Origin of the sequence: Pseudomonas sp. URMO17WK12:I9 (assembly GCF_900230165.1) — a bacterium.
Lineage (GTDB): Bacteria > Pseudomonadota > Gammaproteobacteria > Pseudomonadales > Pseudomonadaceae > Aquipseudomonas > Aquipseudomonas fulva.
In genome coordinates, this window is record NZ_OCMQ01000007.1 from 181,824 (window position 1) to 194,271 (window position 12,448).

General features: G+C 61.0%; 8 protein-coding genes. 4 read left to right on the forward strand and 4 right to left on the reverse strand.

What is annotated here, in order from left to right:
- Positions 1 to 70 precede the first annotated feature (70 nt).
- Positions 71 to 3,673 (reverse strand): DUF6543 domain-containing protein, encoded by a 3,603-nt coding sequence (locus CRP40_RS15565; protein WP_097223517.1) that lies wholly within the window; start codon positions 3,671 to 3,673, stop codon positions 71 to 73.
- Between the two features lie 521 nt (positions 3,674 to 4,194).
- Here CRP40_RS15565 and CRP40_RS15570 point away from each other — a divergent pair.
- From CRP40_RS15570 to CRP40_RS15580, 3 genes are all read left to right on the forward strand, one after another.
- Positions 4,195 to 5,346, forward strand: a complete 1,152-nt coding sequence (locus tag CRP40_RS15570; RefSeq protein WP_027914923.1) for a hypothetical protein — start codon at positions 4,195 to 4,197, stop codon at positions 5,344 to 5,346.
- 66 nt (positions 5,347 to 5,412) lie between these two features.
- On the forward strand, positions 5,413 to 6,543 hold the full coding sequence (locus tag CRP40_RS15575) for a glycosyltransferase family 61 protein (RefSeq protein ID WP_027914924.1): 1,131 nt from the start codon (positions 5,413 to 5,415) through the stop codon (positions 6,541 to 6,543).
- Between the two features lie 36 nt (positions 6,544 to 6,579).
- Positions 6,580 to 7,368, forward strand: coding sequence for an AraC family transcriptional regulator (locus CRP40_RS15580; protein WP_027914925.1), 789 nt, complete (start codon positions 6,580 to 6,582; stop codon positions 7,366 to 7,368).
- Here the strand turns inward: CRP40_RS15580 and CRP40_RS15585 are convergent.
- The gene (locus tag CRP40_RS15585; RefSeq protein ID WP_027914926.1) at positions 7,361 to 7,942 is read right to left on the reverse strand and encodes a LysE family translocator; all 582 of its coding nucleotides are present in this window, start codon (positions 7,940 to 7,942) and stop codon (positions 7,361 to 7,363) included. The two genes, CRP40_RS15580 and CRP40_RS15585, sit on opposite strands and share 8 nt — an antisense overlap.
- Positions 7,943 to 8,227: 285 nt before the next feature.
- Here CRP40_RS15585 and CRP40_RS15590 point away from each other — a divergent pair, with 285 nt between their 5' ends.
- Positions 8,228 to 9,799: a TerC family protein gene (locus tag CRP40_RS15590; protein ID WP_027914927.1), complete on the forward strand. Its 1,572-nt coding sequence runs from the start codon at positions 8,228 to 8,230 to the stop codon at positions 9,797 to 9,799.
- On the opposite strand, the gene rarD is transcribed toward CRP40_RS15590, so the two are convergent.
- Both rarD and CRP40_RS15600 read right to left on the reverse strand, forming a co-directional pair.
- Entirely contained in the window at positions 9,762 to 10,649 is an 888-nt protein-coding gene (gene rarD, locus CRP40_RS15595; RefSeq protein ID WP_027914928.1) for an EamA family transporter RarD, read from the reverse strand. The two genes, CRP40_RS15590 and rarD, sit on opposite strands and share 38 nt — an antisense overlap.
- Before the next feature lie 33 nt (positions 10,650 to 10,682).
- Positions 10,683 to 12,269: an EAL domain-containing protein gene (locus tag CRP40_RS15600; RefSeq protein WP_027914929.1), complete on the reverse strand. Its 1,587-nt coding sequence runs from the start codon at positions 12,267 to 12,269 to the stop codon at positions 10,683 to 10,685.
- Positions 12,270 to 12,448: the final 179 nt, after the last annotated feature.

Genomic DNA, 12,448 nt, shown 5'->3' on the forward strand with positions numbered 1-12,448 from the left:
GGCGACCAGAATACCAGCGCACAGCAAGCGCTTGAGCAGTGCGCCGGTCGCCCGGCGCCTGATCAGGGTGTCACAGGTCGAGCTCGAACAATCTCTCTGCTGGTTGTTCCAACAGGGCCTGCCGGTCTGGCCCTGCGTTATCGATCACAGACAGCCGACGCCAGAACTCCCGGCGCGCTCGTTCGGGGTAGGTGAGGAAAGGATCGTCGTCCAGCAGCGCCCTGAGGTCGCGCCGATATTGCAATGGCAAGCGGCGCCACAGGCTGTATTCATGCGGGCCTGCAAGTTCGAAGAATTCAGTGTAGTCGCCCTCGTTCACTAACAGATCCACGTCATGAATCTCATTGTACGTTTCGATCTGACTCAGTATCGGCTCTGCCAGCCAACTGCTTTCCATGGACAGGGTGTCAGCTACGGGAACGGGCAAAGTGAAGTCCTCGGGTAACTGCACGAACTGGTTGTTCGTCAGGTCAACGGCGAGCGGCTCCGTTAATTGCGCCAACCCCTGTGGCAACTCGGTCAGCGAGCATCCCGACAGGAACAGCGATCTGATGTCGGGATGCAGGCGCAGATCGGGCGCGACCAGCAGCGGGTTTTCACTCAGATCAAGTACGGCCAGGCCGGGGTATCGTTGCAGGGTAATTTGATCCGTAGGGTCCCAGGTAATCCGGTTGCGGTCCACATCCAGCCAGCGCAGGCGCTGACCGAAGGCCAGGCGAGGCAGGTGGTCGAAGCGGCAATCGCTGAGCAGTAACCGCGTGAGGTTCGGGAGTCGCTGGTGGAAGACCGCAGGCAGTTGGCTGAGTGCGGGGTTGCCGCACAACGTCAGGTGCTCGATGTGATGGAAGTCATCCCTCAGTGGCAAGCTGGCCAAGTCATAATGAGTCAGGCCCAGCCCGGAGAGATCGAGGCTGTACAGACAACCGCCGCCATCGAGTACCGTGCACGAAACCCGTCGCCAGGCATTGATGATGGGCTGCACGGCAAGGTGGCGTTGATGTGGGCGCTGGGGGTTGGGGGCGGCCCACTGGGCCAGATCACGACGCAAGTTCTCTAGGCGCGCTTGTAGGTCGCGCAAGCGTTGGGTGGGTGAGCGCATGTCATGCAGGTTGTCCTCGTCTTCCCCTTCATTGAGCCAGTCGGCAAATTCTGCGTCGGTCGCAGTGGGGTAGAGACGCCGATAGGCCGCGCTCAACGAGGTGGTCTGGCGTGGCGCTGCCGGCAGTGGTTCGAGCGGCTTTCCACCCCGCAACCAACCCCGTGTTACCAGGCGTTGGCTGCGTTGCCCATAGAGCCTGGGGGCTAGCGTGGCGCGGTTTGCCCTGACCCAGGTCATCACCCGACGGCGAAGGTGGACGCCGTCAGGGTGCTCGATACCCAGCAGGTCGCGACGGGCGCGGGGCAGTGCCTGTTCGATGGCGCGGCAAAGATCGATACTCACCACGCCGGGCGCAGGACGCTCTCCCAAGAAAGCTTCATAGCCTTGGCTTGATTTGATCACACGAATGAGCTGACCTGTGCCGGTATGAGCGAGGGTGGGACCGTCAGGGTTGCCGGCACGCAGTTCCAGACGTATGTCGGCTTGCCAGTCCGACATGGCCTCCAGTGCGCTGAATAGCAGGCGCTCGGTCTCAGTGTTGGCGAGCGCCGGCTGCACCAGGCCCTCCAGCGCCCGAACCAGAGGTAATTCGCTATGCACCTGTTCTACCGATTGTCGAATCCTGGCAGGCAGTGTTCCTTCTTGCTCCCAGGTCAACGCTTGGGCGGCCTCCAGCTGGCCCAGCAGTTGCCTGGCCAAAGGCGGCGTGAGACGCGGGTAGGTGGTAAGCAAGCGGTCCAAGCCGGGATCGTGCGGCATGCTTGGGCTGTAGCGCTGCTCGAACCACTGCGACGCGCCTTGTACATCCATCGAAGGGCGTTCGGCGATTATGCGCAGACGCTGTAGAACGTCCAACAGCAGCGGCGGCGCCGGTTGCCCGCGAAGGTGCAGGTCTCGCAGGTTGTCGGCGTCGATGCCAGTCACATCGCACGCTTGCTGGATTTGCTCAGCTGTAAAGGCCTCGAACGGCTCACCCAGGCGCTCTACCAGCGTTACCAGCGGCCACTCGCCTAGCGGCTCGTGCTGGGCGCGCCAAGCGCCTTGACCGTTGTGCTCAAGGGGGGGCTGCCAGGCATCTGGCCGCTCGGGGTGAACAATTTGCCAGCGCGACAGTGAAGGGTCCAGCCGTTGCTCATAGAGGTGTCCGTCCATCTTGATGAAGTATCGGCCATCATGCAGATACTGGCCCTGCGCATTGGGCCGCAACTGCGTTGGCAGCACTTCCTTGGAACGGTAAGGGGCCAAGTCCTGGTTCCAGAGCCTGAATGTGCCGTCGCTGCCGCGTACCTCTTGCAGCGTCGTACCGGACAGTTTGCCGAACAATCGTGGCAACGCGTGTCCGGCTGCGGCGAAACCGCCCAGCAAAGCAAGGTTTATCCCAACCGATTCGATGTGCTGGAGCGCCAGGTGACGATCCCCGGCTTCCCAGGCTTCATACCCTTCGAAAGCTTCGCCCAGGAGCTGGCAGGCAGTGACGGCCAACATGAAAGTGCCCACCCCAGGTACGAAAAAGCTGGCGATGTTGAGCAGGTCCCAGCCGCGACTTTCCCACGTCGCCAGACGTTGGGCTCTGGCGCTGGCGTCGAACTGTGCAGTAGGAACGGCGAGCAAACTGGCTTCGTGCTGCAAACGTGTCCAGTGCCGGACGTAGCAGTCGCTGAACGGGTCTCCCTCGATGGGCTGACGAGCCGGGCGCAGGTCTGCGTCCAAGGCACGCTCCCAGGGTTTGTCGGCCGGAGTGTTGCCAGCCGCGTCGAGGTTTTGCTGCAACAGATCGAAGAAATGTTCGCGTTGATCTTGGGCTACATACCCTGTGAACGCTTCACGTGCTGCAGGCTCGAGCAACAGGATGGCCAGCGCTTCATGCACGGCTGCCAGGTCCTTGCAGCTGCGCAATGCAGGCTCGTGGTTGGGCAGGTACACGCCTAGGCCGTTCTGCCCCAGGTCGATCAGCATGACTTCGTAAAGATCGGTCCCGAACAAGCTCAGCCGCCAGCACGTCAAAGGCTCTCCCTGCAGCAGGCGGTCAAGGTCATCGCGAGCGCTGCCGCTGATCAAGTGCCTGAGCACAGCCAAGTCTGCCGCCATCTGCAGACGCGCTTTGAACACCTGCAACATGTGCGCTTTTACGGCCGGGCTGTCGAAATAGCCTTGAAGATGACCATGGTAGGCACTTCCCAAATCAAGCGCTCGCGTCAGGGTGGCGAAAGCGGCCGGCGTGAGGGGCAAGGGTGTTACTTGGTAACGCTCCGAGTCGATGGGAAATTGTGCAGCCGGCTCTTGCATACCAATCGGCGCCGTGCCCGTCACCGTGATGGGCGTTATGTGAATATCCTTGCTCAGGGCGATTGCACTCTGGGAAGAGAACACTTCATCCTCCGCAAAGTTCTGCAATGCAGCCCTTACGATGTTTTCCCGTTGGTGGCTAAACACATAGCGCAGGCCGACCCATCGCCAAGTTTGCTCGACGCGCAGCAACTCGCAGGCGTTGACGTCCACATCTAACCCCTGACGCTGCAAGCACTGCTGTAGTGCACGTTCGGCGAGTTCTGCCACTTGCTCAAGGCCGCGCATCGCCCGACCTAGCGCTGCCTGCGCGCTGATCAATCTTCGATGACTGGCGGCAACGGTTTCCCTCAGATCCGGAGGGGCATTGCAGAACCAGTCTTGCGTTTGCCAAGTGGGGTGTTGAGTGTGCTTGAGGGCCTGCCATTGGTGCGCGGTGGCCCGTGCAGCCCAATGAGGCAAAGTCACAGGTGAAACTGAGTTGCTTTCAGACATGTGGTGCGAGCTCCTTGTATTGAGGCGCTATCACACGTCATGGGTGACTGATGCGGTGGTGCTGGGTTATTACCCAGGCGCTATGACTCATAGCCTGGCCCAATCGAGGCCAGGCGGCGCCGTGGATTATTGGCGCCATAAAACATATGGCCTTTATATCGGCTCGCTACTTGCCAAACACTTTGGCAGCACCTTAAATTGTTACTGAATATGAATCTTAAAGTAATGCAATGCTCAATTAATCAATAGGTTAGTCGTGCCTGGCATTTTATATGTCTGCAAGAACGCAAAACTTTCAGTGGACGTTGAACCTGATGAAACAGACGCTCTCGGCAGTGGCTCGTCGCTCACTGTCACCTTCTCAGCGCTATCGGTTAAGGCATTTGGCAAGCCAGGCGCGTGAGCTTGCCGCCCGTGCTTGTGTATGGCGTTGGGAAATCAGTCGGTTTCGCCTGCAACACGAAAGTGCCCATGACATCCTTTACGTGGGCCGCAAACAGCAACGCGACATGGCGAAGTTGCTGATGACCGGACTGGCCAGCCCCCCCTCTGCAATGATCAGCCCTGCTGAACCCACCACGCGACGACCTGTGGTGATGGTCAGCGAAGTGCCCACCGCAGGCGCGCTGACGGTGCCTCACTATGTGAGTGCCGTCGTGCCATTGGGGCGCCCCCTTGAGGACATCACCGCGCGCTATGACAGCGAGTTGCGCCGCAGCATTCGCAAACACCGGCCCCTTTATCACATGCGCCAGGCGCTGTCTGACGAAGACATCGAGTCCGCGGACCGGGAGTTTCTGCGCCCTTATGCCACAGCCCGCAAGGGTCTTCTTGCGTCGCAGATACCGACCGATGAAGTCTTCAGAATCGCCAGGCAGGTCGGCAGGCTCGACCTCATCGTCCAGGATGATCAAGTGATCGGTTGTCACCTGGGTTGTGAAGTGGTTCGCGCCGGCAAGCGCTACTGGAGCACGGTGCGTTTCGGCTATTGCGAAGCCGTGTTCTCCGATGCCAAGCGCCTGCGTGAAGTCAACTCGATTACAACTTACATGGCGATGGAGTGGGCGCTTGGGCAGGGCTTCGATTACTACGACATCGGCCTGTGTCTGGCGCGGCCTGACGACGGGCTGTTGAAATGGAAGCGCCGCAGAGGCGGCGACGTCGACTCGCTGGGCAACCACGCCCACCTCTTCGTACGCCTGCCTAAATCCGGTATCGCTCATTTTCTCTGGGAGACACCCCTGTTCGCCGTCGAAGGTGACAAGCTGACGCTGCACCTCGGCGTGCCTGACGGTGCGAGCGAACAGGCGCTGGCCAGTCGTTATCACGAAATGGTCTTCGGCGGGCTCAGCAAGATCTACTTGTACGGGGCCACGGGAGCGGGCGATCAGCTGATCGCGGCGCTCAGGCAGCGTTATGCAGGCCTGCCATCAGCGCCGGCGATGGAGATCATCACCTGTACCTGAGTGCGGTCCAGGCAACGCATGGGCCAGGCGGCCACCTTAATCGACAGTTTTGCGGGGAGACGTTCAATGGCAGGTGATAGCTTGCAGCCCAGCACTTTGCCCGCGGCCCTGTCGTCGCGCTCATGGACCCTGGCCGCTTATCAGTACATGGTGCGCAAGCGCCTGCTCAGGCAGCCCTCGCCAGACATCAGGAGCATTGCCGAGCGTTCGTGGGACATTGCGCCGGGCGAGATGTCCATAACCCCGCCCGCGATATTCTTGCCAGGCCAGCTCGAACGCGTCACAGGCTGGGAAGGCAAGCGGTTCTATCCCTTCGTGCACCCGCGCTCGACCATGGAGGGCGGCATCCGCACCGCGCATGGGTCGACCCGCGGCTACCTGTGCAGGGACGTGTGGTTGATCGACGGCGCGTTGTACAAGGGCAGGGCAGCGCAGTGGCTGTCGCACAGGCACAGCGCGTTCCCCCCCCTGAGCGTTGAGCATGAAATCGACCGCGGGGCCATCTACTGCACCCATAACGGCAATGCATGGTTTGGCACCTGGTTGATGGAGGACTGCCCGACCTATGCACTGGCCTGCAACGAGGGCATGCCCGTCACTACCGCGCCCTCTGCAAAGTACCCAATCTTCACCCAGGCCCCTGCCTATGAAGCATGGCTTGGCATGCAGCCGCATCGCCTGCGCACGGCGTTCTTTCGCGAACTGGTGCTGTTCGACGACCAGAGCAACAACCGCGACCGCCACGCCCGCTATCGGGCGATGGGCGACAAACTTCGGGCGCATGTGGCCCATTGCCCGCATCCAGGTGTCTTTCTGCTGCGCGGAGGCGACGGTGATCTGCGCTTGCTGCGCAACGAACTGGCACTGGCTGAGCACTTGCGCGTCACCCGGGGGTTCCGCGTGGTCGATCCGTTGAAAAGCGACGTGCCTTCGATCGTCGCAGCCTGCGCCGGGGCGCACGTGGTCATCGGGGTGGAGGGCAGCCAACTGGTGCACGGCGTGAACGTGCTGGAGGCGGGCGGGTGTCTGCTGACCCTCCAACCCCCGAACCGCTTCGTCAGCTACTACAAGTACCTAACCGACCGTGACCATCAGCATTTCGGGTTCGTGGTTGGCGTGCCCGACGGGGACGGCTTTCGTATCGACATCCAGGAGGTAGAGCGAACGCTGGACCTGTTTCCCTCTCCGGCGGTGTAGTATCGGCCGATTGCATGGGAAGGGGATAAGGCGGCGATGCTTGAGGTATCTCGGTTCTGGCGTGATTCGGCACTGCCTTTCGTCGAGGCGCGAGTGGTCGGAGACGGGCGTCAGGTATGCCATGCCGCTCATTCCCACGAGAGTTTTTCACTCGGGGTAATCACCGGCGGGCGCAGTACTTACGTCAGCGGTCATGACCAGTTCGAGGTGGCGGCCGGCAGCACGGTGTTGATCAACCCGGGTGTGATTCACGCGTGCAATCCTGTCTCGGGTCTGCCGTGGTCGTACATCATGCTGTTCATCGACACGCCATGGTTGGCATCGGTGGGCTTAACCTTGCCGAGCCAACGTTACAGCGCAGCCCCGGGCCTGTACCAGCAAGTGCTATCGGTGTGCGCTGCGCTGTTTGACCCTGATGCGGCTGATCGCGAGCAACGACTTAGAGCGATGCTGTGCGACCTGCCCAGGTTCCTTGGCCAAGAACCGGCGTCAGAGGATGGAATCAACCCACGCCTTGAAGCGGCCGCAGCGTTTATCCGCGCCCATCGAAGCGACCCGCTGACGCTTGAGGACATCGCCACGGCCTGCGGCTTGTCGCGTGCCTACCTGATCCGCGCCTTTGGCAAGCGCTTCGGCTTGACGCCCCACGGTTACCTGCTTGATCAGCGTGTGCAATTGGCCCGCTCGCACTTGCGCCACGGGCAATCGATCGCCGAGGCTGCCCAGTCCGCAGGCTTTGCCGACCAGTCGCACTTGCAGCGGGCATTCAAGCGTCATCTGGCGGCCACCCCCGGCCATTATCGGCAAACCACAGCGTTTAGATGACCAGCCCCAACGCGCTGGCGACCAACAAAGCGGCAAGCGTACGATTCAACAGGCGCAGCGGCCGCGGGCTCTGCAGGTGCTGGCCCGCCACGCTGCCTGCCCAAGCCCAGCAGGCCACAGACACGAAGCATATCGGTGCGTATATCCAGGTAAAGATCCACAGCGCCTGTTGCTCGCCAGCCGTGTAGGCGCCCACCCCGGCCACGGCGGCAAGCCACGCCTTGGGGTTCAACCACTGCATGGTTGCGCCGCACCAGGCTGAAGGGGGTGCGCAGGCATGACCGGCCCCCAGTGCGCCGTCGTCACTGGCGAGTCGCAAGGCCATGTAAAGCAGAAACAGCACCCCACCTGCCTGGAGTACACCCTGTAGCGGCCCCCAATGTCCCAGCAACTGGTGCAGGCCGTTGCCCACCAGGAGCAGGAGCACACAAAAACCGAATGTCGCGCCTGCTGCGTGGCCAAGGCTTGCGCGCAGGCCGTGTCGAACGCCGCTGGCCAGGGCCACCACATTGACTGGCCCAGGCGAAATGGAGGCCGCCAGTGCGAAGGCAGCCATGGACAATGCTAGATTCATGGGAACGTACTCGTGGGTCATTTACCGCACATCATCCAGGCGCAACGTCAGTCAGGTATTGAACAAAAGTGCCTACCTGGTGCCAGGGGAGCGCACCGGCCGTGCACGGGCATAGCTGCTAACGGTTTGTAATAGTTTTGCGCTTACCGAAAAACCTGCTGTGCTTGTAGGATCATCTTCCCTAATTGTTATTCAGGTCACTATGAGCACCTTCGCGGAGCCTCCCAGTCCCCGGCCTTGCTGGCCACATCGTTCAACCCCTTCAATTTTGACGAGTACTCGCTGATGGAATGGCTGGCTGATCCGACGGCCTGGCTAGGCCTGCTCACGCTTATCGTCCTGGAATTGGTGCTGGGTATCGACAACCTGGTATTCATCGCCATCCTGGCAGACAAGCTTCCCCCTCATCAGCGCGACCGCGCGCGCATCATCGGCCTGAGCCTGGCGCTGATCATGCGCTTGGGCCTACTGGCGAGCATCTCCTGGATGGTCACCCTTACGGCGCCGCTGTTCGAGGTGTTCGACAAGAGTTTCTCCGGGCGCGACTTGATCATGCTGTTTGGTGGCGTGTTCCTGCTCTTCAAGGCGACCATGGAATTGCATGAGCGGCTCGAGGGCCATGTTGCCCAGGCCAGCGGCCCCGTTCGTCACGCCGCCTTCTGGCCAATCGTGGCGCAGATCGTGGTACTCGATGCGGTCTTCTCCCTGGATGCGGTGATCACCGCAGTCGGCATGGTCGAACACCTGTCCATCATGATGATCGCGGTGATTTTCTCCATCGGTATCATGATTGTGGCCAGCAAGCCGCTGACCCGGTTCGTCAATGCCCACCCGACGGTCATCATGCTGTGCCTGGGCTTTTTGATGATGATCGGTTTCAGTCTGACCGCAGAAGGCCTGGGCTTCCATATCCCCAAAGGCTATCTGTACGCAGCGATCGGTTTCTCGATTCTGATCGAGCTGTTCAACCAGCTGGCCAGGGCGCGGCGCAAGCGCAGCCTGCAGCAGCATCGACCTTTGCGTGAACGTACGGCGCATGCGGTGTTGCGCCTGCTGGGCGGTCGTCGCGTCGAAGCTGACGAAGTTGGGGAAGAAATCGCCGACATGCTAGAGGGCAATGGCGAACAGGTGCTGTTCGATCGTCGTGAGCGGATCATGATCAGCGGCGTGCTGAACCTGGCCGAACGCCCGATCCGGACAGTCATGACCGTGCGCTCGGAAGTCGACGTGATCGATCTGGCCCAACCGGCCGACGCCATCACGCGAGCCTTGATCAATTCGCCTTACTCGCGGCTGCCGCTGATCCGTAACGGTCGGGTGGACGAGCCACTGGGCTTCGTGCACAAGAAGGAGCTACTCAAGGAGCTGCTGTCGGGCAATCAGCCTGACCTGGAAGGCATGGCCCGGGCACCGTTGAACCTGCTGGACAGTTTCAGCATCCTCAATGCACTCGAACAGATGCGCAGCCAATCCACCCACATTGCTTTCGTGGTCAACGAGTTCGGTGATTTCACGGGTGTGCTGACCATGACCGACATTCTTGAATCCATCGCCGGTGAGCTACCTGACGCCAGTGAAGTGGAGGGGCCTGGGATCATCCAGGATGGGGAGGGCTTCGTCGTCAGCGGCGCAGTGAACCTGGCTCAGGTGCAGGCTCGAACGGGCTTTGCTGCCCGTGCGACCGAGGACTACCAGACCTTGGCGGGCCTGGTGATGAGCTTGCTCGATCGCCTTCCGGTAGTAGGCGATCGTCTTGCCTGGAATGACTGGACGCTGATCGTCGAGGCGGTAGAAGAGCGTCGGGTGCGTCAGGTGCGCCTCAAACAGAACGCCGACGGTGACGCAGCATGTGCTTGAATCCTTCGATGACCAGCACCACCACGGCCCCCCAGATGGGCAGGTAGGTCAGCCATTGGTCTGCACCGATGGTTTCGCCCAACAGCAAGGCTACGCCGACCAGCAAGACAGGCTCGACGTAGCTGAGCAACCCGAACAGGCTGAACGGCAATAGCCTGCTGGCCATGACGTAGGCGATCAACGCGGACGCGCTGATCGCTCCCAGCACGGGAATGAGTACGTAAAGGCCGGGATGGGCCTGCATGTCGGCGCTGGAAAGCGGCCCTTGCACCACGAAGTAGAGGGCCCAAGGCAACAGCAGGCACATGTCGCACCACAGCCCGCCCAGATGATCCGTGCCGCAGCGGCGCCGGAGCACGAAATAAATGGGGTAGCCGACCACCACTACCAAGGTTTCCCAGGCGAAACTGCCATGCTGATACAGTTCATGGCCCACACCAAGCGCCGCACAGCCCACTGCAATTTTCTGCAAGTGCGACAATTGCTCGCCGTAGACCAACCGGCCCGTGAGCACCATGGCCAGGGGCAACATGAAGTACCCCATCGACACTTCCAGACTGCGTCCGTGCAGCGGCGCCCACAGGAACAGCCACAGTTGCACGCCCATCAGCCAGGACGTACCCACCATACCCAGCAGCAGCTGTGGTGTACGTCGGACCCTGCGCAGCAGTTCGCCCACCCTTGCCCAGTCCTTGGACACCAGCATGAACAGGGTCAGGCATGGCAGCGTGAGCAGGGTGCGCCAGCCGAAGATTTCCTCGCCGTCCAGTGGCTTGAGCAGCGATGTATAGAAGTACATCACGGCGAACAGGCAGGATGCCGTGACCGATGTAACAATCCCTTTTGACACAAGTGCCTCGTATGCAGGAGATGAGCGTTGAGATCAGCCGCGCATGATCTCAGGGGGCGTGCTCTGCGGCAACCGCGAAGCGGCGGGCTGCGCCGCCAGCGCCTGCAGAAACTGAGCGGCAGGCATGGGTTTGGCGTATAGATAACCCTGCTGGAAGTGAACCCCATGTTGTTCGAGGTAATCACGCTGAACCGCCGTTTCGACGCCTTCGGCTACGATGCCAAGACCCAACTTGACCGACAGCTCGATGATGGTTTCGAGAATGGCAACGGACAACGCGTCCCCGCCGATCAAGGCGACGAAGCTCTGGTCGATCTTCAGGTAATCCACCTTGAACTGCCTGAGGTAGTTGAGGCTCGACTGGCCCGTGCCGAAATCGTCGAGGGCGATCATTACGCCGATCTCATGCAACTGCTCGAACAGCTCCAGCGTCGTGGGCGAGGGTTCGAGCAACTTGCGTTCGGTCAACTCCAGGGTGAGGATGACCCGACCGGGTGGGAAGTGGGCCAGGAATGCGCGGCAGTCATCCAGAAGCTCAAGGCTGCGGCAGTGGTCGGCCGTGATGTTGATGCCGATGTGGAACCCGTCCTCCATCAGGGCAACATAGGGCGCCAGGCTGCTCGCCGTATGCTTCATCAGCGAACGGGTCATCGCCACGATCTGACCGCTGTGCTCGGCATAGGGAATGAACAGGTCGGGCCTAACCAGACCTTCACTCGGGTGATTCCAGCGCATCAGCACTTCTGCACCGGCCCAGCGGTAATCCCCTCGACGAACCACAGGCTGGAAGTAGGGCATGAACTCGTCGGCCTCCAATGCCCTGCGCAGCTCGGCACGCGGCGAGGTGGCCCGCCTGATCTGCCAGCGACAGACAACGCCGGCAAGAACGCCCAGCACCGCCAGTAAGCCCAGAAGCGCCAGATAGTGGCTGCGCCAAAGCCGGCTCGACTGGTGCGCCATATAGCCGCCTTCAACGCTGAACGGATAATGTGCAGACGCCATGAACACGGGGGCGCTAACCGCAACCGGTGCCGGCCCCCGGTGAACGATGCCGTCTCGGCCCATCCAGGCGTTTCCCACGCGCAGGTACAGTGCGTGGCCTGCACCCAGCAGACGCAGCGCCATCAGCAGATGATCGCCATCGACCGTGGTGATTGCCGCGCGGTCTTTGTCACTGGCGCGATAGACCAGTAGCGGGTGCCCAGGTGTGACGGAATTGCCGTCCATCAACCACAAGTGCCCATCGACATAGTCGCTGGCTGTTACCGGTTCATCGAACGCCCCGAACAACGAACTGCAGTACAACCGATCCTGATTGACCAGGTTGGTCGAGCGAATGAAGGCGTTGCGGGTCACTTCGCCACGTAACAGCAGCTGCGCCTCGGTACACGGCGTACCCGCCGAGGGTAGCAACGCGATCGCCGTACGCGAGGCGCCGTCGAGGATGCGCTCGACATGTTCGATGACTTGCTCGGCAGTCGCTCGGCTGCCGGCTTGCAGATCACGCTCAATCTGCCAGTTCATAACGGTCAGGCCGCATGCGATAGGGAATGCGCCGACCATCCAGGGCAGCAGGGTTCGCCAGCCGAAGCCTGAGCGCGATTTTCTAGAAAGGGGCATAGTGGCAACTGATCGAAGGAGACGTTACAAAGCATAGCCCTGTGCCCAGGGGGTGAGGAACTAATGCGGGACAAAACAAATTACGCTGTGTAGAATCGGTTTACGAAAAAAACAATAAGGCGCCTTTGTTCCGAAGGCGTCACACCTGCTGAGTACGGGTCCTATGACATACCCTGGCT

What these genes read in the sequence shown, in the direction of transcription:
- CRP40_RS15575 (WP_027914924.1), top strand. Translation starts at nt 5,413, where the DNA reads ATGGCAGGTGATAGCTTGCAGCCCAGCACTTTGCCCGCGGCCCTGTCG.
- CRP40_RS15600 (WP_027914929.1), bottom strand. Translation starts at nt 12,269, where the DNA reads ATGCCCCTTTCTAGAAAATCGCGCTCAGGCTTCGGCTGGCGAACCCTG.
- CRP40_RS15585 (WP_027914926.1), bottom strand. Translation starts at nt 7,942, where the DNA reads ATGAATCTAGCATTGTCCATGGCTGCCTTCGCACTGGCGGCCTCCATT.
- CRP40_RS15580 (WP_027914925.1), top strand. Translation starts at nt 6,580, where the DNA reads ATGCTTGAGGTATCTCGGTTCTGGCGTGATTCGGCACTGCCTTTCGTC.
- CRP40_RS15590 (WP_027914927.1), top strand. Translation starts at nt 8,228, where the DNA reads ATGGAATGGCTGGCTGATCCGACGGCCTGGCTAGGCCTGCTCACGCTT.
- CRP40_RS15565 (WP_097223517.1), bottom strand. Translation starts at nt 3,673, where the DNA reads ATGCGCGGCCTTGAGCAAGTGGCAGAACTCGCCGAACGTGCACTACAG.
- CRP40_RS15570 (WP_027914923.1), top strand. Translation starts at nt 4,195, where the DNA reads ATGAAACAGACGCTCTCGGCAGTGGCTCGTCGCTCACTGTCACCTTCT.